Source organism: Pandoraea sp. PE-S2R-1 (genome assembly GCF_002179865.1).
In the GTDB taxonomy this organism is placed as follows: Bacteria; Pseudomonadota; Gammaproteobacteria; order Burkholderiales; family Burkholderiaceae; genus Pandoraea.
Window position 1 is genome coordinate 49,618 of record NZ_NGUR01000013.1, and the last position, 19,102, is coordinate 68,719.

15 protein-coding genes are annotated in these 19,102 nt (G+C 64.8%); 8 read left to right on the top strand and 7 right to left on the bottom strand.

Features of this window, described 5'->3' with window-relative positions; all coding sequences use genetic code 11:
- Positions 1–28: 28 nt before the first annotated feature.
- The 4 genes from CDV44_RS16220 to CDV44_RS16235 form a co-directional block, all read right to left on the bottom strand.
- Positions 29–784: an anti-sigma factor domain-containing protein gene (locus tag CDV44_RS16220; protein WP_087688953.1), complete on the bottom strand. Its 756-nt coding sequence runs from the start codon at positions 782–784 to the stop codon at positions 29–31.
- On the bottom strand, positions 781–1,398 hold the full coding sequence (locus CDV44_RS16225) for a sigma-70 family RNA polymerase sigma factor (RefSeq protein WP_087688954.1): 618 nt from the start codon (positions 1,396–1,398) through the stop codon (positions 781–783). Before CDV44_RS16225 ends, CDV44_RS16220 begins: the two co-directional genes overlap by 4 nt.
- 189 nt (positions 1,399–1,587) lie before the next feature.
- Complete coding sequence (locus CDV44_RS16230; protein ID WP_087688955.1) at positions 1,588–2,625, bottom strand: alpha/beta fold hydrolase; 1,038 nt, start codon at positions 2,623–2,625, stop codon at positions 1,588–1,590.
- Between the two features lie 192 nt (positions 2,626–2,817).
- Complete coding sequence (locus CDV44_RS16235; protein WP_087688956.1) at positions 2,818–3,588, bottom strand: alpha/beta fold hydrolase; 771 nt, start codon at positions 3,586–3,588, stop codon at positions 2,818–2,820.
- A gap of 164 nt (positions 3,589–3,752) precedes the next feature.
- Between CDV44_RS16235 and CDV44_RS16240 the strand changes: the two genes are divergently transcribed.
- The 3 genes from CDV44_RS16240 (at position 3,753) to CDV44_RS16250 (ending at position 7,351) form a co-directional block, all read left to right on the top strand.
- Positions 3,753–5,213 carry an HD domain-containing phosphohydrolase gene (locus tag CDV44_RS16240; protein ID WP_087688957.1) on the top strand — a complete coding sequence of 487 codons (1,461 nt, stop codon included), beginning with the start codon at positions 3,753–3,755 and terminating at the stop codon, positions 5,211–5,213.
- A gap of 82 nt (positions 5,214–5,295) precedes the next feature.
- Positions 5,296–5,748: a DUF2946 domain-containing protein gene (locus tag CDV44_RS16245; RefSeq protein ID WP_087688958.1), complete on the top strand. Its 453-nt coding sequence runs from the start codon at positions 5,296–5,298 to the stop codon at positions 5,746–5,748.
- A gap of 124 nt (positions 5,749–5,872) precedes the next feature.
- Positions 5,873–7,351: a PepSY domain-containing protein gene (locus CDV44_RS16250; protein WP_087688959.1), complete on the top strand. Its 1,479-nt coding sequence runs from the start codon at positions 5,873–5,875 to the stop codon at positions 7,349–7,351.
- Between the two features lie 25 nt (positions 7,352–7,376).
- Here the strand turns inward: CDV44_RS16250 and CDV44_RS16255 are convergent, their stop codons facing one another.
- Positions 7,377–8,573 carry a citrate synthase family protein gene (locus CDV44_RS16255; RefSeq protein ID WP_087688960.1) on the bottom strand — a complete coding sequence of 399 codons (1,197 nt, stop codon included), beginning with the start codon at positions 8,571–8,573 and terminating at the stop codon, positions 7,377–7,379.
- 274 nt (positions 8,574–8,847) lie between these two features.
- Between CDV44_RS16255 and CDV44_RS16260 the strand changes: the two genes are divergently transcribed.
- Complete coding sequence (locus CDV44_RS16260) at positions 8,848–10,236, top strand: CoA transferase (protein ID WP_087689115.1); 1,389 nt, start codon at positions 8,848–8,850, stop codon at positions 10,234–10,236.
- On the opposite strand, the gene CDV44_RS16265 is transcribed toward CDV44_RS16260, so the two are convergent.
- A complete protein-coding gene (locus CDV44_RS16265; RefSeq protein ID WP_087688961.1) occupies positions 10,233–12,017 on the bottom strand; it encodes a diguanylate cyclase in 1,785 nt (594 codons plus the stop codon). The two genes, CDV44_RS16260 and CDV44_RS16265, sit on opposite strands and share 4 nt — an antisense overlap.
- A gap of 233 nt (positions 12,018–12,250) precedes the next feature.
- The gene (locus CDV44_RS16270) at positions 12,251–14,281 is read right to left on the bottom strand and encodes an NADPH-dependent 2,4-dienoyl-CoA reductase (RefSeq protein WP_087688962.1); all 2,031 of its coding nucleotides are present in this window, start codon (positions 14,279–14,281) and stop codon (positions 12,251–12,253) included.
- Positions 14,282–14,455: 174 nt separating this feature from the next.
- On the opposite strand from CDV44_RS16270, the gene CDV44_RS16275 reads away from it, so the two are divergent.
- The 4 genes from CDV44_RS16275 (at position 14,456) to CDV44_RS16290 (ending at position 19,083) form a co-directional block, all read left to right on the top strand.
- Complete coding sequence (locus tag CDV44_RS16275; RefSeq protein WP_087688963.1) at positions 14,456–15,046, top strand: PadR family transcriptional regulator; 591 nt, start codon at positions 14,456–14,458, stop codon at positions 15,044–15,046.
- Between the two features lie 320 nt (positions 15,047–15,366).
- Complete coding sequence (locus tag CDV44_RS16280) at positions 15,367–16,380, top strand: beta-propeller fold lactonase family protein (protein WP_087688964.1); 1,014 nt, start codon at positions 15,367–15,369, stop codon at positions 16,378–16,380.
- A gap of 12 nt (positions 16,381–16,392) precedes the next feature.
- Positions 16,393–17,397, top strand: a complete 1,005-nt coding sequence (locus CDV44_RS16285) for a sterol desaturase family protein (protein ID WP_087688965.1) — start codon at positions 16,393–16,395, stop codon at positions 17,395–17,397.
- Positions 17,398–17,745: 348 nt separating this feature from the next.
- Positions 17,746–19,083, top strand: coding sequence for an efflux RND transporter periplasmic adaptor subunit (locus tag CDV44_RS16290; protein WP_087688966.1), 1,338 nt, complete (start codon positions 17,746–17,748; stop codon positions 19,081–19,083).
- The last annotated feature ends 19 nt before the right edge of the window (positions 19,084–19,102 follow it).

Below are 19,102 nucleotides of genomic sequence, written 5' to 3' on the forward strand. Positions count from 1 at the left end.
CGGCAGCCACCGGCGGCCCCACCCGGCATCAAGCCGGATGGATCGCGCCGGTCGCCACCACCGGACCGGTCGGCTGGCCGGTCGGTGATCCGCCCGGTGGCTCGATCGAGACGGCGAAGACCGCCTTCGTGTCGATCTGCGCGAGGATGGCCGGCGGCAGCGCCATGGACGCCGGTTGATCTGACGCGAAGACGCCCAGCGGAATCGGTTTCGCGTTCGGCGGAATCAGCCAGAGTTCGGTCGCGCGGTCGGCGGCGATGGCCGGCTTGTCGGCGGGTACCACCACCATGCGGGCGTTCTGGACGTCGACGGTCGCCGTCCAGTGCGCCACGCCATCGGCACGCGCCAGCGTCGCCACCATATAGGTGCTGGCCACCGTCGCGCTCGGGGCTTGCGGGCCGACATGGGTCGTTAGATTCACCGCCAGCAATGCCAGTGCCGCAACGCTCGCACCGGCACCTACCCAGCGCCAGAGCGCCAGGTTGTTCCACCAGCTTTCGCTGGCCGGACGATTAGCGCTTTGATTGCCGGTTTGATTGGCGGCCTGATCGATTCGGAAGCCCAGATCGCTCCGGATACGCAGCCAGACACGCGGCGGCACCGCTTGCGGCGGCAAGTCTTCGACGAGGGGCGCAAAGTATTGCTGCCAGCGCTCCAGCACGGCTTGCAGTTGCGGGTCGGCGTTTGCGGCCTGCTCCAGCGCACGGCGCTCGTCCAGGTCGAGAACACCCAGCGCGTACTCTGCGCAGCGCACTTCGTCATCGCGGTTGATCGGCGTATTCATTGTTCGAGGCACACTTTCAACTGCATCAGACTGCGGCGAATCCAGCTTTTCAACGTGCCGAGCGGCACGCTCAGATGCGCCGCCAGTTCGCTATACGTTGCACCGCTGAAAAAGGCCTCGCGCACGGCGGCGCGTTGCTTGCCCTCGAGCTTTTCCATGCACGACTCCAGCCGCTGGCGATCTTCGCTCGCTTCGGCAAGGGCTGCGGGGCTGGGGTTGTCGTCGGGAATTTCGATGGCCTGCTCGTCATCGAGCGCGGCCTCGCGGTGTTGGCGCAGACGGTCGATCGTCCGGTTGCGCGCCAGGGCGATCAGCCAAGTCATCGCGTTGCCACGGGTCGCGTCATACGCGTCGGCGCGTCGCCAGACGGTGACGAACACGTCCTGAAGCATGTCTTCGGCTTCTGCCTGCTCGCGAACCATGCGCAGGATCACGCCAAACAGGTGGGACGACGTCAGCTTGTACAACTCGCCGAACGCCTCCTGACTGCCCTGCCCGACCTTTAACAGCGTCTGGTTCAGGTGCTCGCGCCGCACATCTTGTGGGTCAGACGCCCCGGCGCGGGACGTCTCGACATCGCCTGGCCGTCCAGTGGTCCCTGGTATGTCAGTCATGTCGTGAGGGCGAACGGAATCGCCGTGACGTGTTGGTTTCCGGAAATATAGCACCTTCGCGTCGGACTGCCGCCGCCGGGATCGACTGGAGAGTTGGAGATCGGGCATGGTCGTCGGGGCATGGTGTGGATGCCCATACATACGTGCCGGATCCCCATTCGGATGCAACCACCGGTCACATCACGCCGATCAGAGCGTCACGACCTCCAGAATGGCGTCGGCAAAGGCTTTGGGCGCTTCCTGCGGCAAGTTATGGCCCACGCCATTGCCAATATCGCGGTGCAGGTACTTGCCGGTGAACTTCTTGGCGTAAGCGGCGGGCGGCGGATGCGGTGCGCCATTGGCCTCGCCTTCCAGCGTGATCGTCGGCACGGTGATGACCGGGGCGCCTGCCAGACGTTGCTCGAGCGCATCAAAACGCGCCTCGCCCTTCGCCAGCCCCAGCCGCCACCGGTAGTTGTGGATCACGATCGCGACGTGGTCGGGGTTGCGGAACGACGCCGCCGAACGCGCATAGGTTGCATCGTCGAAATGCCACTGCGGCGATGCGGTCTGCCAGATCAGCTTGTTGAATGCGTCGGTGTTCTCCGCATAGCCCTTGGCACCACGCTCGGTGGCGAAGTAGTACTGGTACCACCATTGCAGTTCGGCCTGTGGCGGCAACGGCTGGCGATTGGCCTCCTGGCTGCCGATCAGATAACCGCTCACGGACACCAGCGCCTTCACACGCTCGGGCCAGATCGCAGCAACGATATTGGCCGTGCGCGCGCCCCAGTCGTAACCGCCAAGCACCGCCTGATCGATTTTCAGCGCGTCCATGAGGGCAATGACGTCTGCCGCGACGACCGCCTGCTGACCGTTGCGCGGTGTCGCCGCCGACAGCAGACGCGTGGAACCGTAACCCCGCAGGTACGGCACGATCACGCGATAGCCGGCCGCCGCCAGCAACGGGGCAACGTCCACATAGCTGTAGATGTCGTACGGCCAACCGTGCAGCAGAATCACCACCTTGCCATCCTTCGGACCCGCTTCGGCATAGCCGACGTTCAGATCACCGGCGTCGATCTGACGAATGGCGTCGAACGAGGTGTGCCCGCCCGCCAGCGCGCCGGAAAGCGACGGCGTTTGTGCGCGGGCCAGATTGCTGAGACCGAGGTCGGCGAGCGTCATGCCCGCAAGGGTGGTACCGAGAATGCGACGACGGCGAAGGTTGACCGGATTCGACATGAGTGATGTCCTCTCTGAGTTGGGTGTCGGGGGCGTCCGGCGCATCGTTCGGGAGAGCCCCCGGAAAGGGCTATCGGGATGCGTCCCGGACGCCTGATCAGAGTTATATCCGGCCCCGCCGGGCCATTTATGTCCGAATGTATCTGCCGTTACCGACGACACATACGAATTCAAAAAAGCCCGTCTGGCACCTTACTTCACGCTGGCCACGGCGTCGAGAATGACCTTGGCCACATCGGCGGGACGCGATTGCTGCGGCACGTGACTGGACGGCACCTCCGTCACCTTCGCCCCGATACGCTTGGCCATGGCGCGCTGCGCATCAGGCGCGATCATGCGATCGTTCTGGCTGATGACGAACCACGACGGCTTCTGATGCCACGACGCGACGCTCACTTTTTCGCCGAATGCCGTCGCTTTGATCGGCCCCTGCGTGGCGGCCATGACGTTCGCTTGCTTGACCGGCACGTCCTGTGCGAAGTATTTCGCCACGTCTGCCGGGGGCAGGCTAAGCCAGCCGCTGGCATCGGCGGTGATGTGGTCGGTGCCCGGCGCCTTGGGCAGCGTCTCGCCCAGCGTGGCGACCGACTCACCGGCGTCCGGCGCGAATGCCGCGACGTAGACGAGGCTGGCAACCTTGGCGTCCTTGCCTGCCTCGGTAATCACGGCGCCACCCCACGAATGGCCGACCAGCACGACTTTGCCGGGTTGGTTGTCGATAGCGCGCGTGGCGGCGGCAACGTCGCCCGCCAGCGAATCGAGCGGGTTCTGTACGGCGGTAACCTTGACGCCCTTGTCCTGCAACAGGGCAACGACCTTGGCCCAGTCCGAACCGTCGGCGAACGCGCCGTGCACGATCACGACGGACGGTTGGGTCTCGGCAGCGCTGGCCGGGACGACGACACCTGCGAGGCCCATCAGGCCGGTGCTCAGCAAGAGGGCTGCGATAGAATGGCGTTTCATCGAAAACTCCTTTGATCAGGGGAACGAACCACGACGTTGGCTCGACTGGTTGCCAGTGTCGTCGCGCGGCGGTCCGCCCGGTATCGGACGATTGTCCGATGCGAGCAACGTCGCCAAGCCCCTGCCTTCACCCCCGCCACCTCGCCTGCCCCCACTCACAAATCATGTCTTCGAGCACCGCGGGACTCACCGATGCCGTTCTCGCGCTCGCCTTCATCGGCGACCTGAGCATGGGCCGTTCAACGGACCACTCGCGCCGCGCCGCCTGTCTGGCCGGTTGGCTGGCCGACGCCTCGGGCGACACGACAGCGGCACAGAACGACGCACGGGCAACAGCGCTGCTGCGCTGGTCCGGCTGCACGGCCAACGCGAGCGGGTTTGCCGAACTGCTCGGCGACGATGTCGCTTCGCGCGAAGCGATGATGGCGCAGACGCTGCCGCCGCTCAGTGCCCACACGCAATCGCTGATCGTGCCGTTGGCATTGATCCATTGCGAGATTTCGGGCGACGTGGCGGTCACGCTTGGCATGCCCGCACCGGTGGTCGACGCCTTGCGCCAGATATTCGAACGCTTCGACGGCAAGGGCATGCCAGCCGGGCGCCTTGGCGATGCCATCCCATCTACCGTCTTCATCGTCAACGTCGCCAGCGATCTGGAAATCCTCTCGCGGGCGCATGGTCGCGAACACGCTTACGCGTTCCTGCGCAGTCAGGCAGACGCCAAGTACCCCGGCAAGCTGGTGGATCTGGCACTTCGCCACGCCGATCAGTGGCTCGATGCGCTGGAGGCGTCCGAACCCGATACCGCCGCGTGGCAACTCGCCGACCCGGCATCGACCGCGCGCGTGCCGCTAAGCCTGCTCGCCGACGTCACCGAGCTCAAATTGCCGTGGATGGCGGGTTTCTCTCGCCGCGTGGCCGGGCTCGCGACACGTACCGCACAGTGTCTCGGCATGAGCGGCGACGTGCAGGCGCAACTCGACGCGGCAGCCTTGTTGCACGGTATCGGGCGCGCCGCCCTGCCGAACCGGCTTTGGGACACGCCGGGCAAACTCTCCGCCGATCAGTGGGAACAGGTGCGTCTGGTGCCGTACTGGAGCGCACGGGCGGCCAAGCAGATCGAGGGCTTGCGAACGGCGGCCGATCTCGCTTCACACGCCTACGAGCGTCTGGACGGAAATGGCTACTTCCGGGGCGTGTCGGGCGACGCGTTGAGCGCGCCGGCTCGCGTGCTTGCCACGACCGTTGCCTTCGAAGCGCTTTGTGCGGTGCGGCCATGGCGCCCCGCCTATTCGGTCGACGCCGCCGCGCGCTTACTGACAGCCGATGCGAGCGCGGGCAAATTCGATGCGGCGGTGGCGCAAGCCGTCATCGCCGTGGCAGAAGGTAAAGAAGGTCAGGCAGCGGTACGTCCTGCGCCATCGACGACCGGTTCGCTGCTCTCGCCGCGCGAAGTTGAAGTGCTGCGCCAGATCAGTACCGGCATGAGCAACAAGGAGGCCGCGCGCGCGTTGGCATTAAGCCCGAGCACGGTGCGCACGCACGTGGAAAGCATCTTTCGCAAGCTCGATTGCTCCACGCGTGCTGCCGCCACACTCAAGGCGCTGACCGCAGGTTTGCTCTGAGTCTCGTGATAGCATTCACGCTTCTTGCGGCCCCCCGGAGTCGGGCGCCGCGCAATACCCCTCTAGCCCTCGACCGAGTCCGATGACCCGCACCTCACGCAGACGCTTATGCGCATGGCTCGGCCTCGCCGCCATGTGGCTCGCTATCTGCGTGCCTGCGATCAGTCAGGTGCTCGCGGCACATCGCGCCGCCGCTGAGCGGCCCATCGATGCCGCGTTCTGTACGGTTGACGGCAAGACACAAAGTGTTGTGCTGTTCTCACGTACGCAGGCAACCGACGGCGTATCCGGCACAGCCCATCACGACCCGGCCAGTCACGCCACACATGCGTCGCACGCTTCACACGCCGATCAAGGCGATGTTTGCGGCTATTGCTCGTTGCTCGCGAATCATCCGCCGCTCACGCTGCCTGCCCTGACGGGGGCACTGTCGTTCGCGTGGATTGCACGCGCCGGCCCCGCTGTCGTCGTCACGCCCTCTGCCTCCCGCCTCGCCTTTGCGCCGCCTGCGCGCGCCCCGCCCGTCTTTTCCTGAGATTGCCTCACGAACGACCCTCCCCCGATGACGGTGGCGGTGCGTCGTTCCCTTGCTACGCCCGGTGTCGCCGCATGGCGCGACAGACCGGCGTTAGCTCACACAATCGTCTCGGAATCGACTCATGCAAGTTCCCTACACTCCGGCGCGAGAAGCGCAATCGGCCGGCGCGGCCGGTCAATATCGCACCCTCTGGCGCTGGCATTTCTACGCGGGCCTGTTCGTCATGCCATGGCTCATGGTGCTGGCGATCACCGGCACGCTGTATGTCTTCCAGCCGCAAATCGAGTCGTGGCTGTATCACGACCGTTTGATCGTCGCCGCACAGAACACACCGCAACTGGCCCAACAAACGCTGATGGAACGTGCCGCCGCGTCGTTGCCAACGGGCGCGCAAATCAGTTCGGTGGAGGTCAATCGCGACCCGGCACGCAGTGCGGAATTCATTTTTAAACTGCCCGGCGGCGAGCGCGAAAGCGTCTACGTCAATCCGTACACGGGCACTGTGCTCGGCACGCTGAGCGTGCAGAACCGGTTGATGGCACAGGTGCGTCAGTTGCATCGATCGCTCATGCTGGGCAAGCCGGGCGAATTGCTCATGGAGCTCGCCGGCTGCTGGACACTCGTGATGCTGGCGACCGGCGTCGCGCTCTGGTGGCCGCGCGGTGGCACCTCATGGGCCAATGCGTTGCGTCCTCGCTTGCAGTTGCGCGGTCGCCCGCTGCTGCGGAATCTGCACGGTGTTGCGGGCTTGTGGCTCGCGGCGGGTGGGCTCGCATTCGTGCTGACGGGCCTGCCATGGTCGGGCTCGTGGGGCAAGCAGTTCAAGGCGCTGGCGACGCAAGCGGGCATGGGCTCGCCACCCGGCGCTTGGGGCGAAGCACCGGTGCGCTCGCAAATTCCCGCCCGGCCGATGAAGATGGACGATCTTCCGCTCGCGCAAATGCCATGGGCGGTCGGCGATACGAACGTGCCGACGTCTGCGCCCATGGGCCATGAAGGCCACGCCGGGCACGAAGGTCATGCGGGTCACGAAGGCATGGGCGCGATGGGCATGTCACCGACACAACTGCGCGCCGAGGGCGCACTGCCGATCGATCGCGTCATCGATATCGCCGCACGCAACGGCGTCGCCAGCGGCTACAGCCTTGTAGTGCCGTCACGCCCCGACGGCGTCTATACGGTGTCGTACTTCCCCGCCGACCCACGCGTGGAGCGCACGCTGCACATCGATCAGTACAGCGGAAAAGTGCTGAACGACATCGATTACGACGCCTACGGCGGCGTCGCTCAAGCAATCTCGTACGGCACCTCGCTGCACATGGGACGGTATTTCGGCGCGGCCAACCAGTGGCTGTGTGCGCTGATCTCGATGGGGCTTTTTGCGATGGCGGCAACGGGGGCGGCGATGTGGTGGATCCGGCGGCCCGCACGCTCGCTGGGGGCACCGTCACGCAGTCAGACGCGTCCGCCCATGCGCGGCTGGACGCTCAGCATGTGGGTACTGGGGTGCGTGTTCCCGCTGATGGGCGTGACGATGGCAGTCGTCTGGGCCGTCGACCGGGTGATCTTCAAGCGTCAGCGCACGTCCGTGCCGCAGTGATCTCGGTGCTGCCGATCATGCGGCGTCAGTCGCCGTGCGAAGGCGGCGCACCGACGTAAGCAGCGCGGGGTCGAATCAGGCGCGTGCTCTCGCGTTGCTCAAGGGCGTGGGCAATCCAGCCGATCGTGCGGCCTAGCGCGAACAGGCCGAACGCTGCGCCCAGCGGCAGTTGCAAATGCCGACGCACCGCCACGAGTGCGAAATCGAGCGATGGCCGCTGGCCCAGCAGCGCGTCGGCGGTGTCGATGATGGTTTGCCATGCCGGATGCGCGGGCAGCACGCGTGCAAGCATCGCACTCGCGCGCACGTCACCTGCCGGATAGAGGTGATGGCCGAAGCCGGGCAACTTCTCGCCGCGCGCCAGTCGCGCGCTCATGCGTGCCGCGATATCGACTTCGCCGACCTCCTCCCACATCGCCTCGTTGCGCGCCGTCGTGCCGCCGTGACGCGTGCCGGTGAGCGCCGCGAGCCCGGCGATCACCGATGCACGCAGACTGGCGCCGGTCGACGCCACACATCGCGCCGTGAAACTCGACGCATTCAACTCGTGATCGGCGCACAGCACGAGCGCCATGCGAATCAGATCAGCGCCCTCGGCATCGTCGATCCCCCAGGCGCTTGCGCACTGCTCGTGAATCGGCGCAGTGCTTGGTGCCGTACCCAACAGACATGCCGTCATCAAGCGCAACAGCGCGCCGCTGCCCTGCGCAACGCGTGTGGGGTCGCGCTGCCAGATCGCCGTCGGCGCATCGTCACTGGCAACGGTAAAGCACGGCAGCAGCGCGGCTTCGGCGCGTCGGTCCCGGTAGCTCTCCAACGTCAACACGGGCCATTCGGACGCCTTTGGCAAGCCACCCTCACCAAACGCCGTCGCCTCGCCGCATTGCCATAACCACGCTGCCGTGGCTTCGACGGTCGCCGTTTGCGCCATCGTCAGCGCATCACGTCCCCGGTAATAGCAGCGGCCGTCTTCGATCAACGTGATCGCCGATTCGAGCACGGGCGTGCCCCAGTCCAAAGCCGCTTTGGCGACCTCTTTCGGTTTCCGTCCGCGCGTGCGCTGTGCGGCAAGTCGCTCAACGTCTACGACGCGGTAACGCCGTTCGCGATGTGTCTTGCCCGGTTCGGCATGCAGCAGCCCCCGGCTCACATAGGCGTAGAGCGTTTGCAACGACACGCCCAAGTGCTCGGCAGCTTGCTTCGCAGTGAAATAATTTGTCATGACATCAATGACTTAGCAATTTTTTTGAAGACATCACTTCACAGATGAATTCGCAATAGATTGACTAAGTTAATCAATATTGACAATAAAATCCATCGGCATAAGCTTCAATCCGCCGGCAGTCTCGCATCGCGACTCATGCGATGTTTCCATCGATTCACTCGAGGACTTCCTCATGCGTGTTACCGAATCCAGCGGACATGGCGCCACCCGGCGCCCCGATGCCGTATCGCTCGCCGAAGATTCCACCTTTGTCGTCAACTACTTGCGCGAGATGCTTCGTGCAGTCGATCAGGGCGCGTCGTTGCCTTCGCTCGCCACCCCATCGCTCACGCTCAGCGGTCATGGCGCATTGCCTTGTGCGTTTCCGTTCACCGATTTCGCGACCGCTGCCATCGCCACGGCGAGTCTCGCGGTTGCAGCGCTCGGCACAGGTGAAGCGGGCAACTATGGTCTTGCGAGCGACGTCGCACTGCCTGCCGTGAATGTCGATCGGCGTCTTGCCTCGTTCTGGTTTCAGACGTCGTTCCGGGCGCAGGGTTGGGCGTCGTCGCCCCTGTGGGACCCGATCGCGGGCGACTACCGAACCGCCGATGGCTGGATTCGGCTGCACACCAACGCCCCGCATCACCGTGCTGCCGCGCTCGCTGTGCTCGGCGTGCCGGGAGAACGCGATGCCGTGACGCAGGCCGTGTCCACATGGCAAGGCGATGCGCTGGAAGCGCAAGTCGTCGCCAACGGTGGCTGCGCTGCCGCCATGCGAACGCTCGCGCAATGGGATGCCCATCCGCAAGGTCTGGCCGTGGCGGCAGAACCGCTGCTGCACTGGCAGACGTTTGACGCGGGAGCAACGACGACGCGCACCGGCGCATGGCGACCGTTCGCGGGCCGTCCGCTCTCCGGGATTCGCGTGCTGGACCTCACACGCATTCTGGCCGGGCCGACTGCCACACGTTTTCTCGCGGGCTTCGGCGCGCAGGTACTGCGCATCGATCCGTTCGGCTGGGATGAGCCGGGCACGGTGCCGGAAGTGGTTCTGGGCAAGCGCTGTGCGCGACTGGATCTGAAGCAGGCGGACGGTCGCGCCACGCTGGAGGCGTTGCTGCGCGACGCCGACATCGTCGTCCACGGCTATCGGCCCGATGCGCTGGAAAATCTCGGACTGGGTGCCGCACGCCGGCGTGAGCTCAACCCGGGATTGATCGATGTTTCGCTGGATGCCTACGGCTGGCAAGGGCCCTGGCACGCGCGCCGGGGCTACGACAGTCTGTTGCAGATGAGTGCGGGCATTGCGGATGCGGGCATGAAAGCCGCCAACGCGGCGCGCCCGGTGCCTCTGCCCGGGCAAGGGATCGACTATGCGACGGGATATCTGATGGCAGCGGCCGCCGTGCGTGCGCTGGCGATGCGTCAGACGCAAGGGCTCGGGGTGACGATTCGCGCGTCGCTGGCGCGCACCGCGCGCCTGCTGGTGACGCACCGTACGGAAACACCCCTGCCGCCACTCGCCGACGAGACTGCCGACGATTTGTCACCGCGGATTGAAGATACATCGTGGGGCCCGGTACGTCGGGTAGCAACACCGATGACGATTGCCGGGACACCGGTCGATTGGGCGCTGCCCGCCATGGCGCTGGGCACCGCAACGCCTGAGTGGCCCTAAGCGCCCGCCCCTGCCAGCCGGGCCGCACGCAGTTGGCGTTCGGCCTGGCTGAGCAATGCGGAGATGTCCGCCACCGCCGACGACACGACGGCACGTTCACCGACGGAATCAATGTCGTCCGTCGCCGGTTCGGCCATGGCAATACCGAAGCTCGCCGAGACGGTCAACACCTCGCCGTCGCCTAGCGGCAACGTACTGGCTTCGATACGTCCGCGCAGCAGTTCGGCGAATTGCTGCGCACGCGATTCGTCGAGCACGCGCGCGAGCACGATAAACGCGTCGGCGCCCAAACGCCCTACGACGTCGCCCGGCTGACAGGTATTCAGACACACCGCACTCACGCGGCGCAGCACATCGTCGCCGACATGGTGCCCCCATGTGGCGTTGATCTGGGTGAAGTTATCGATATCGAACTTGATCAGCGCCACGCGCCCCGGCGCGGGGATGGCGCATAACGCTCGCGCATGCCGCTCGAAGGCACGCCAGTTCAGCAATCGTGTGAGCGGGTCGGTGTCGGAGAGCATTTCCAGTTCGCCGACCAACCGTGCGCGCTCGCGACGCAGTTGCATCAACTCGATGCCGCTGAGTTGCAGAATGCGCAACGCCTTGAACATCGTGCGAACTTCCGGGCGATGCATCGAGAGCTCTTCGCCGACCACCGCCAGATGCGGATCGCCCTTGGCTAGCGCGTCGATGACGCCTGCCGCGGTCTCCAGCGGATAGACGACATTGCGCCGGAAGTTGCGCATGACCAGATAGATCAACAGCACCACGGCAATCTCGGCCACAGCGGTCGCGATCAGCAAGTGCAACGCCGAGGTACGCCGGGCGTCGACCTTCTCCTGCGCCAGCGTCAGCATGGCATCGCGAAAGTCGGTGATCGAGCGCATCGTCGGGACGTACTGGCGGGCGAACGTTGCCGTCGAAAACGGCGCGGGTTTCGGCTGACTCGCCAATGTCCGTACCGTCGCGACGTAATGCAGGCCGGCACCGAAGTACTGGGAATTGAGCGCCGAGACGATGCCTGCGGGCAGCTCCGACGGATCAGACAGACGAGACGTGATCATCTCGCGCAGTTGTTCGATGCGACCGAGAATCCGCTCCATGGCGCGCTGATCGGCCTCGGTCAGCGTTTGACCGGTGGTGAGCGACGCGGTGAATTGGGAGCCGAGTTGCCCGGCGTATTCGCGCAGATCGGCCGCCAGACGGGCAAGAATGATGTAGTGCAGGGCCTCGGGGGCGCCGCGCGCAACGATATCGATTCGGGTGGAAGCAACTGGTGTGAAATCGGCGATCACGCGAATCATGCGATCGACGGCGTCTCGCACAGCGGCGTCGCTGCGCATCTCGCGCGGACGCTGCACCAGCAGGTCGACGTTGGCGCTGGCCGCCGCGAGATCCAGCCGCGCTTTCTCCACCGCGCGCAAACTGGCGCCGCAGCGCTCGCAGTGGTCGGACGAGAGCACGTAAAGGAGTCGATCGAGTTGGGAGTTCGTGGCCTCGCGCGCGGTTCTCAGGGCGGTGACGGCCTCCTGCGGCAACGGCAGGTCGGCACCCAGTACCGCATTGGCAGGCCCGCGTTCGGCAGACGCCTTCTCCATCGCCAGAAGCGTGGCACGCAGCGCGTCGAAACCCTGGGCGGCATCGCTGGCACGTTGATACGACCGCCAGGCTAAGGTCAGCAGCCCGGCGCAAAGCACGATAACGACAAAGACGATGGCCAGATTCTGCAACCGCAGACGGCCCGTCAGTGGCGAGGCAGACGGTAAATTACGCTTCATTCACGATCACACCGTCGGCCAAACGGTACGTACTCCCCTTGAAACTGTCACTGGCGGCGAGCCGTGACAGCGGCCAAACGGCTGACGGCGACAAGGCACGCCCGGCACACGGCGTTCACGCGTTGACGCCGCGAACGCCCCGGAACGGGGCATTCAGCGAGACGGCGCATTGTCTCATAGTGCGTTTCACCGTCGGGGAGACATCCCAAATTGCCGGACACCCAGATCGTCGATCACAGATCCACGGCCAGCTCGGTCCCCTGCTTGATGGCACGCTTGGCATCGAGCTCGGCGGCCACGTCGGCACCGCCGATCACATGAACGCGGGCACCTGCCGCTTTCAGACCCGCTTCCAGCTCGCGCAGCGGCTCTTGGCCAGTGCACAGCACGACATTGTCGACCGGCAGCACGTGCGGCAGCCCGTCCAGCGTCACATGGAGGCCTTCATCGTCGATGCGCTGGTAAGTCACACCGGGGATCATTTCCACACCGCGATGCTTGAGCGACGTGCGGTGAATCCAGCCGGTCGTCTTCCCCAGCCCGTCGCCGACCTTCGATGTCTTGCGCTGCATGAGATAGACCTTGCGCGGCGAGGCTTCCAGCGCAGGGGCGCGCAGACCGCCCGCGTGGGCGTAGGTCGGGTCGATGCCCCATTCCGCGTAGAACTTCTCGGGCACCAGCGTGGCGCTTTCGCCGGATTGCGTCAGAAACTCCGCCACGTCGAAACCGATACCGCCGGCGCCGAGTACCGCCACCGTCTTGCCGACCGACGCGCCACCACGCACACCACGCAGCACATCGATATAGCTGAGCACCTTCGGATGATCGATGCCTTCGATCTCCGGGGTGCGCGGCACGACGCCGGTGGCCAGCACGACGTCGTCGTAGCGGCCTGCGGTAAGCGAATCGACGCTGGCGCGGGTGTTCAACTGGACCTTGACGCCGGTCGCCGCCAGTTCATGGCGGAAGTATCGCAGCGTCTCGTAGAACTCTTCCTTGCCGGGGACACGCTTGGCCATGTTGAACTGGCCGCCGATCTCGGCATCGGCCTCGATGAGCGTGACGTCATGCCCCCGCCGGGCAGCGACCGTGGCGGCGGCAAGCCCGGCCGGTCCGGCACCGACGACGGCAACGCGACGCGCGCGCCCGGCCGGCTCGATGCGCAACTCCGTCTCGTGGCAGGCACGCGGATTGACCAGACACGACGTGATCTTGCCGCTGAACGTGTGATCGAGACACGCCTGATTGCAGCCGATACAGGTATTGATGGCGTCGGCCTGCCCGGCAGCGGCCTTGTTCACGAACTCGGGGTCGGCGAGCAACGGGCGCGCCATCGACACCATGTCGGCCTCGCCCGCCGAAAGAATGCGCTCGGCCACATCGGGCATGTTGATGCGATTGGTCGTAATGAGCGGAATGCCGACGTGGCCTTTGAGCTTGCCGGTCACCCACGCAAACGCCGCGCGCGGCACGCTGGTGGCGATGGTCGGAATGCGCGCTTCATGCCAGCCAATACCGGTATTGATCAACGTGGCGCCTGCGGCTTCGACCGCTTTGGCCAGTCGCGCAACCTCGTCGAACGTGGAGCCGCCCTCGACCAGATCGAGCATCGACAAGCGGTAGATGATGATGAACTCGCGGCCCACGCGTTCACGCACACGACGCACGATTTCCACTGGGAAACGGATGCGGTTCTCGTAGCTGCCGCCCCATTCGTCGGTGCGGTGATTGGTGCGTGCGGCGATGAATTCGTTGATCAGATACCCTTCCGAGCCCATGATTTCTACGCCGTCATAACCTGCGCGCTGCGCCAGCGCGGCGCAGTTGACGAAGTCGTCGATGGTGGCTTCGACGTCCGCACTCGACAATTCACGGGGCTTGGCGGGCGTAATGGGCGCCTGCAACGCGCTCGGCGCGACGAGATCGGGGTGGTAGGCATAGCGGCCGAAATGCAGGATCTGCAAGGCGATCTTGCCGCCGGCTGCGTGCACGGCCTCGGTCACGACGCGATGCTTGTCCGACTCGTCTTCCGTGCTGAGCTTGGCGCCGCCGGCGTAGGGCCGGCCTGCGTCGTTCGGGGCAATACCGCCGGTGACCATGAGTGCGACACCGCCGCGTGCGCGTTCGGCATAGAACTCGGCCATCCGGGCGAAACCGTTGCGCGCTTCTTCCAGCCCGACGTGCATCGAGCCCATCAGCACACGGTTACGCAAGGTGGTGAAGCCCAGATCAAGGGGTTGCAACAGGTGGGGATAGCCGCTCATCGCTGTCTCTCTCGCTTTTCGGCAGGTTTTGGGGGTGCATCCGGGAAGCATAGGACACGTCGATGCGTATCTCGGTTATGCAACCAGTTGCATAGTTTGATGGCGATTCTAAGGCGACGGCGGCCACTATGCAACGGGTTGCATAGGTGGAATAGAGTGCCTACACTGCCGGGCATGCCGCTCGCCCACGCCCTAATGACCTCGCTGTTGGAGAAATCCTCTTCGGGGTACGACCTTGCCCGCCGTTTCGACAAATCGATCGGTTTCTTCTGGCACGCCACGCATCAGCAGATCTATCGGGAACTGGCCCGCATGGAGGCGGCTGGGTGGATCGTCTCGACGGCCGCGCCGGATGGGGGGCGAACACGCAAGCGCGTCTATCGGGTGGTGGATGGCGGGCGGGACGAGTTGCTGGCGTGGGCGGCGACGCCGACGGAGCCGTCGGATCTGCGCGACGACCTGATGGTGCGTCTGCGCGCCGATGCTGCGATGGGGACGTTGGGGCTACAGCCGGAATTGCGCCGGCGTGCAGGATTGCATGCGCAAAAACTGGCGGCCTACCGGGCGATCGAAGCCCGTGATTTCCCCACGGGGGTCGACCTTTCGCGGGAGCGGGCGTTGCAGCGCCACATCCTCATGCTCGGCGTGAGGTATGAACAAGGCTGGCTGGACTGGACGCGCGAGGCGCTGGCGTTGCTGGAACAGTGGGATGGGGTGGAAGTCACGGCGGCCAGCGCGGAAAACGATCACACTTCGTCGAAATGAGCACTAATAGCGTCGCCTACCTGCCAGACGGTTCCGACGTCGATCGACAAATCGCCTAACCGCTCACATGCGTCGCTTTATCCACAATAAACGCTCACATGTGAGCGTTTATTTTTCATACATCAGCGAGATCATTGCTCGTCCCGTCGACTGCACGCCGTCCACAAACGTCGGAAAGCTCGCACTGCCGCATTCCCTTTCGTCCCATTTTCTTGTCAACGGGCCGGCCCGGTGGTGCGTTTACCTCTCAAGTCGGCGGTCCGCATCCCGGCGGAGCGTCACCGTTGTCGGCTTCATATTGGTCTTACCCTACGGCATTCATGGTGTTTTCTTCCAAGCTTTTCGGCCGCATGCGCGCTCTGGCGTCCATCTCGGCCCTGGTTGTGGGTGGTTTCCACCTCTCGCCTGCCTTCGCCAGCACGGTCATCGTGCTCGACTCCGGCGCTGCCCAACTGTCTCTGATCGATCAGGCCACGCATAAGGTCATCGGCACCATGCCCACCGGCAAGGAGCCGCACCACCTGATGATCACCCCCGACAAACGCTCGCTCATCGTCGCCAACTCGGTCTCGAACAGCCTCATGTTCCTCGACCCGTCCAGCGGCAAGCTCCAGCGTCAGGTCGCAGACATCGACGATCCGTACCAGCTCGGCTTTTCGCCCGATCGCAAATGGTTCGTGACCGCCGCACTGCGCCTCGACCGGGTGGACCTCTATCACTACGACGGCGAAAACGTCACGGTCGCCAAGCGCATTCCGCTGGCCAAGACGCCCAGCCACATGACCTTCTCGTCCGATAGCAAGACGGTCTTCGTCACCTTGCAAGACTCGGGCGAACTCGTCGCCATCGATCTGCCCACGCAGACCGTCAAGTGGCGCATGAACGTCGGCAAAACCCCCGCCGGCCTGTGGATGACGCCCGGCGATAAATATCTGCTCGTCGGCATGACCGGTGAAGACGATGTCGCCGTGGTCGACTGGCGCACGCAGAAGGTGATCAAGCGCATCCAGACCGGACGCGGCGCGCACAACTTCCGCTCGCTCTCCGATGGCCGCCACATCGCCGTGAGTAACCGCGTTGAGAGCACCATCAGCATTCTCGATTACGAATCGCTCACCAAAGTCGCCGACATCACCGGCCTGATGCCGGGCCCGGACGATATGGAACTTTCCGCCGACAAACGCTATCTTTGGGTAACGTTCCGCTTTGCCCGCCACGTCGGCGTGATCGATCTGACCACACGCCAACTGGTCGACCGCATCGCGGTGAACCGTTCGCCGCACGGCATTTTCTTTGCCGACCGAGCCCCCGTACTCTCCCCGAATCCGGACTGACGAGGCCACCCGATGATTCAGGAAGCCATCAATTTCGTCGACAGCGGCATCTCGGCCGTGCAGACGCTCATCTACGTGGACGTGATCCAGCCGTTGCTGTTTCACTTCAACTTCATGGGCTATGACGACGATATTTACGACGCGCTCTACTTCGTCCTCATCGGCGTGCTGCAAATCGGCGTGTCGTACGCGTTGCTGCGCCCGCTCGAAGCCCTGCGCCCCGTCGAGAAGTGGCAGGACCGCCGCCAAGTGCGCGCCGACGTGATCTACACATGGATCGCCAAGCTCGGCATCCTGAATCTGCTGTTCTTCGTGGTGCTCCAGCCGGTCTTCAACGAGCTGCAAAGCCAGATGGTGATCCACGGCCTGCCGAGCATCGATCTCGACGGCCTGTACCCCGGCGTCACCGATCAGCCGCTTGCCTCGTTCCTGATCTACCTGATCGTGCTCGACTTCGCGGGCTACTGGTATCACCGCTGGCAACACCGGTTCGGCGTCTGGTGGGAACTGCACGCCGTCCACCACAGCCAGCAGCAGATGTCGCTGTGGTCGGACGACCGTAACCACTTCCTCGACGACGTACTGCAAGCCGCATTCTTCGCAGGCATCGCACTCTTCATCGGCGTGCAACCGGCGCAATACGTCGTGCTGGTGGCCGTGAGCAACTTCCTGCAAAGCGTGCAGCACGTGAATGCCCGCCTGCCGTATGGCCGGGTACTGGAACGCCTGATCGTGAGCCCGACGTTCCATCGCCGCCACCACGCCATCGGCTACGGGCACGAAGGCACGCGCTACGGCTGTAACTTCGGCGTGCTGTTCCCATGGTGGGACATGGTGTTTCGCACCGCCTCGTGGGAGCACGCCGTCGAGCCGACCGGCATTCGCGACCAGTTGCCCGCACCGGAAGGCCGTTCGCGCCGCTACGGCATGGGCGTGATTGCACAGCAAGTCCGTGCGTTCGGCCGCATCGCCCGCCGTCTCATGCCCGGTCGCGCCGCAGGCCGTCCGACCGCATAACCGGGCATCGGTCACAGCACAAGGGTGCTGAAAGACCGTCCGGCGATCTTGCGCCGGATTACTTTCAGCACCCCTCAGTAACACGATGTAACAGGGGGCCTGTCACTGGCACCCTGCCCGCAAGCCCCCTTCCCACCCCCTGATTTCACTGCAATTTCCCCTGCCGTTACGGGCGTTTACGTCCCCCCGCGCCACGCCTGTGAACGCGAGCGGAGGTAAGATGCCGTAACTTCCAGCGCCTGTTCGGCCCGCCAAAACGGGCACCCCCGTCGCTAGACTGCTAAGCGTGGCAACCCGGGCCTCTCCCGGGTGCATGGGCGGCGCATTTGCGTCGCGCTGGAGGCAGAAATGGAAGCAGCACCGGATACCGGATCGCAACCGCCCAAGAAGCGGCGTCGCACCGCCCTATGGATTGGCATTGTCGTGCTCGTGCTGGTGGCATGGGTTGCCTGGCACCTCGCGCACCGGCCCAATACCAAGCGTGGTGCGCAGCCGCAAATCGTCTCGGTGGCGCAGGCGGCCTACGGCGAAATGCCGGTGACGATCACCTCGCTGGGCACGGTCACGCCCGAGGCGACGGTGACGGTACTGCCGCAGTTGAGCGGCTACCTCACGCAGGTCGGCTATCAGGAAGGTCAGGAAGTCACCAAGGGCCAGTTCCTCGCGCAGATCGACCCGCGCCAGTACGAAATCAGCAAAGAACAGGCGCAGGCCCAACTCGCCAAGGACCGCGCCGCGCTCGCCCAAGCCAAGGCCGATCTCGCGCGCTACACCCAACTGCACCAGCAGAAGTCGATTGCCGAGCAAACCTTTGCCGATCAGCAATTCCTCGTGGCGCAAGATGAAGCCGCCGTCAAAGCCGATCTGGCCAACATCGCCCAGTTCGAGCTCGATCTGACCTACTGCCGTATCACCGCCCCGGTCGCTGGCCGTGTGGGCCTGCGACTCGTCGACGCCGGCAACTATGTGACGTCAACGAGTACGACCGGTATCGCCGTCATTACCAGCGTCAAGCCGACGACGGTCGAATTCACCGTGGCGCAAAACGCACTGCCGGCCGTGATGAAGCAGTACCGCACCGGCAAACCGCTTACCGTGACCGCCTTTTCCAGCGACAACAAGGAGAAACTTGCCACCGGCGCGCTGTACGCCGTGAGCAATCAGATGGCCACGTCCACGGGTACGGTCACCTTGCGCGCACGCTTCGCCAATGACGACGAGGTGCTGTTTCCGCAGGAGTTCGTCAATGTGACGCTGCTCGTCGACACGCTCCAGCACGTGGTGCTGGTGCCGACACCCGCTGTCCAGAGCGGCGCACCGGGCGAGTTCGTCTATGTCGCCACACAGAACAACACGGCCTCGCTGCGCAAAGTCACCATCGGGCCGAGCGACGGCAAACACACGGTCATCACAGCCGGTCTGAATGCGGGCGAAACCGTGGTGACCGACGGCATGGACCGCCTAAGCGACGGCGCACACATTGCCCTGCCTGGCGCGGCGACCCCGGCAAGCGGCGCAGCCGCTGCCAGCGAACCCGGTTCCGGCGCACAGGCGTCGGGCGCGGGACGCCACGGCGGACATCGCGGCGCGTCGGCACCGGCGGCAGTTGAAGCTTCGGCGGCTTCGGGGGCATCAGGCGCATCGGCTCCGTCCGCAGCCCCGGCCTCCGCCGCTGGCGCCCAATAACGCCATGCCCGTCCGACCG

What these genes read in the sequence shown, in the direction of transcription:
- CDV44_RS16265 (WP_087688961.1), bottom strand. Translation starts at nt 12,017, where the DNA reads ATGAAGCGTAATTTACCGTCTGCCTCGCCACTGACGGGCCGTCTGCGG.
- CDV44_RS16260 (WP_087689115.1), top strand. Translation starts at nt 8,848, where the DNA reads ATGCTTCGTGCAGTCGATCAGGGCGCGTCGTTGCCTTCGCTCGCCACC.
- CDV44_RS16270 (WP_087688962.1), bottom strand. Translation starts at nt 14,281, where the DNA reads ATGAGCGGCTATCCCCACCTGTTGCAACCCCTTGATCTGGGCTTCACC.
- CDV44_RS16290 (WP_087688966.1), top strand. Translation starts at nt 17,746, where the DNA reads ATGGAAGCAGCACCGGATACCGGATCGCAACCGCCCAAGAAGCGGCGT.
- CDV44_RS16245 (WP_087688958.1), top strand. Translation starts at nt 5,296, where the DNA reads ATGACCCGCACCTCACGCAGACGCTTATGCGCATGGCTCGGCCTCGCC.
- CDV44_RS16225 (WP_087688954.1), bottom strand. Translation starts at nt 1,398, where the DNA reads ATGACTGACATACCAGGGACCACTGGACGGCCAGGCGATGTCGAGACG.
- CDV44_RS16280 (WP_087688964.1), top strand. Translation starts at nt 15,367, where the DNA reads ATGGTGTTTTCTTCCAAGCTTTTCGGCCGCATGCGCGCTCTGGCGTCC.
- CDV44_RS16240 (WP_087688957.1), top strand. Translation starts at nt 3,753, where the DNA reads ATGTCTTCGAGCACCGCGGGACTCACCGATGCCGTTCTCGCGCTCGCC.
- CDV44_RS16250 (WP_087688959.1), top strand. Translation starts at nt 5,873, where the DNA reads ATGCAAGTTCCCTACACTCCGGCGCGAGAAGCGCAATCGGCCGGCGCG.
- CDV44_RS16235 (WP_087688956.1), bottom strand. Translation starts at nt 3,588, where the DNA reads ATGAAACGCCATTCTATCGCAGCCCTCTTGCTGAGCACCGGCCTGATG.
- CDV44_RS16255 (WP_087688960.1), bottom strand. Translation starts at nt 8,573, where the DNA reads ATGACAAATTATTTCACTGCGAAGCAAGCTGCCGAGCACTTGGGCGTG.
- CDV44_RS16275 (WP_087688963.1), top strand. Translation starts at nt 14,456, where the DNA reads ATGCCGCTCGCCCACGCCCTAATGACCTCGCTGTTGGAGAAATCCTCT.
- CDV44_RS16285 (WP_087688965.1), top strand. Translation starts at nt 16,393, where the DNA reads ATGATTCAGGAAGCCATCAATTTCGTCGACAGCGGCATCTCGGCCGTG.
- CDV44_RS16230 (WP_087688955.1), bottom strand. Translation starts at nt 2,625, where the DNA reads ATGTCGAATCCGGTCAACCTTCGCCGTCGTCGCATTCTCGGTACCACC.
- CDV44_RS16220 (WP_087688953.1), bottom strand. Translation starts at nt 784, where the DNA reads ATGAATACGCCGATCAACCGCGATGACGAAGTGCGCTGCGCAGAGTAC.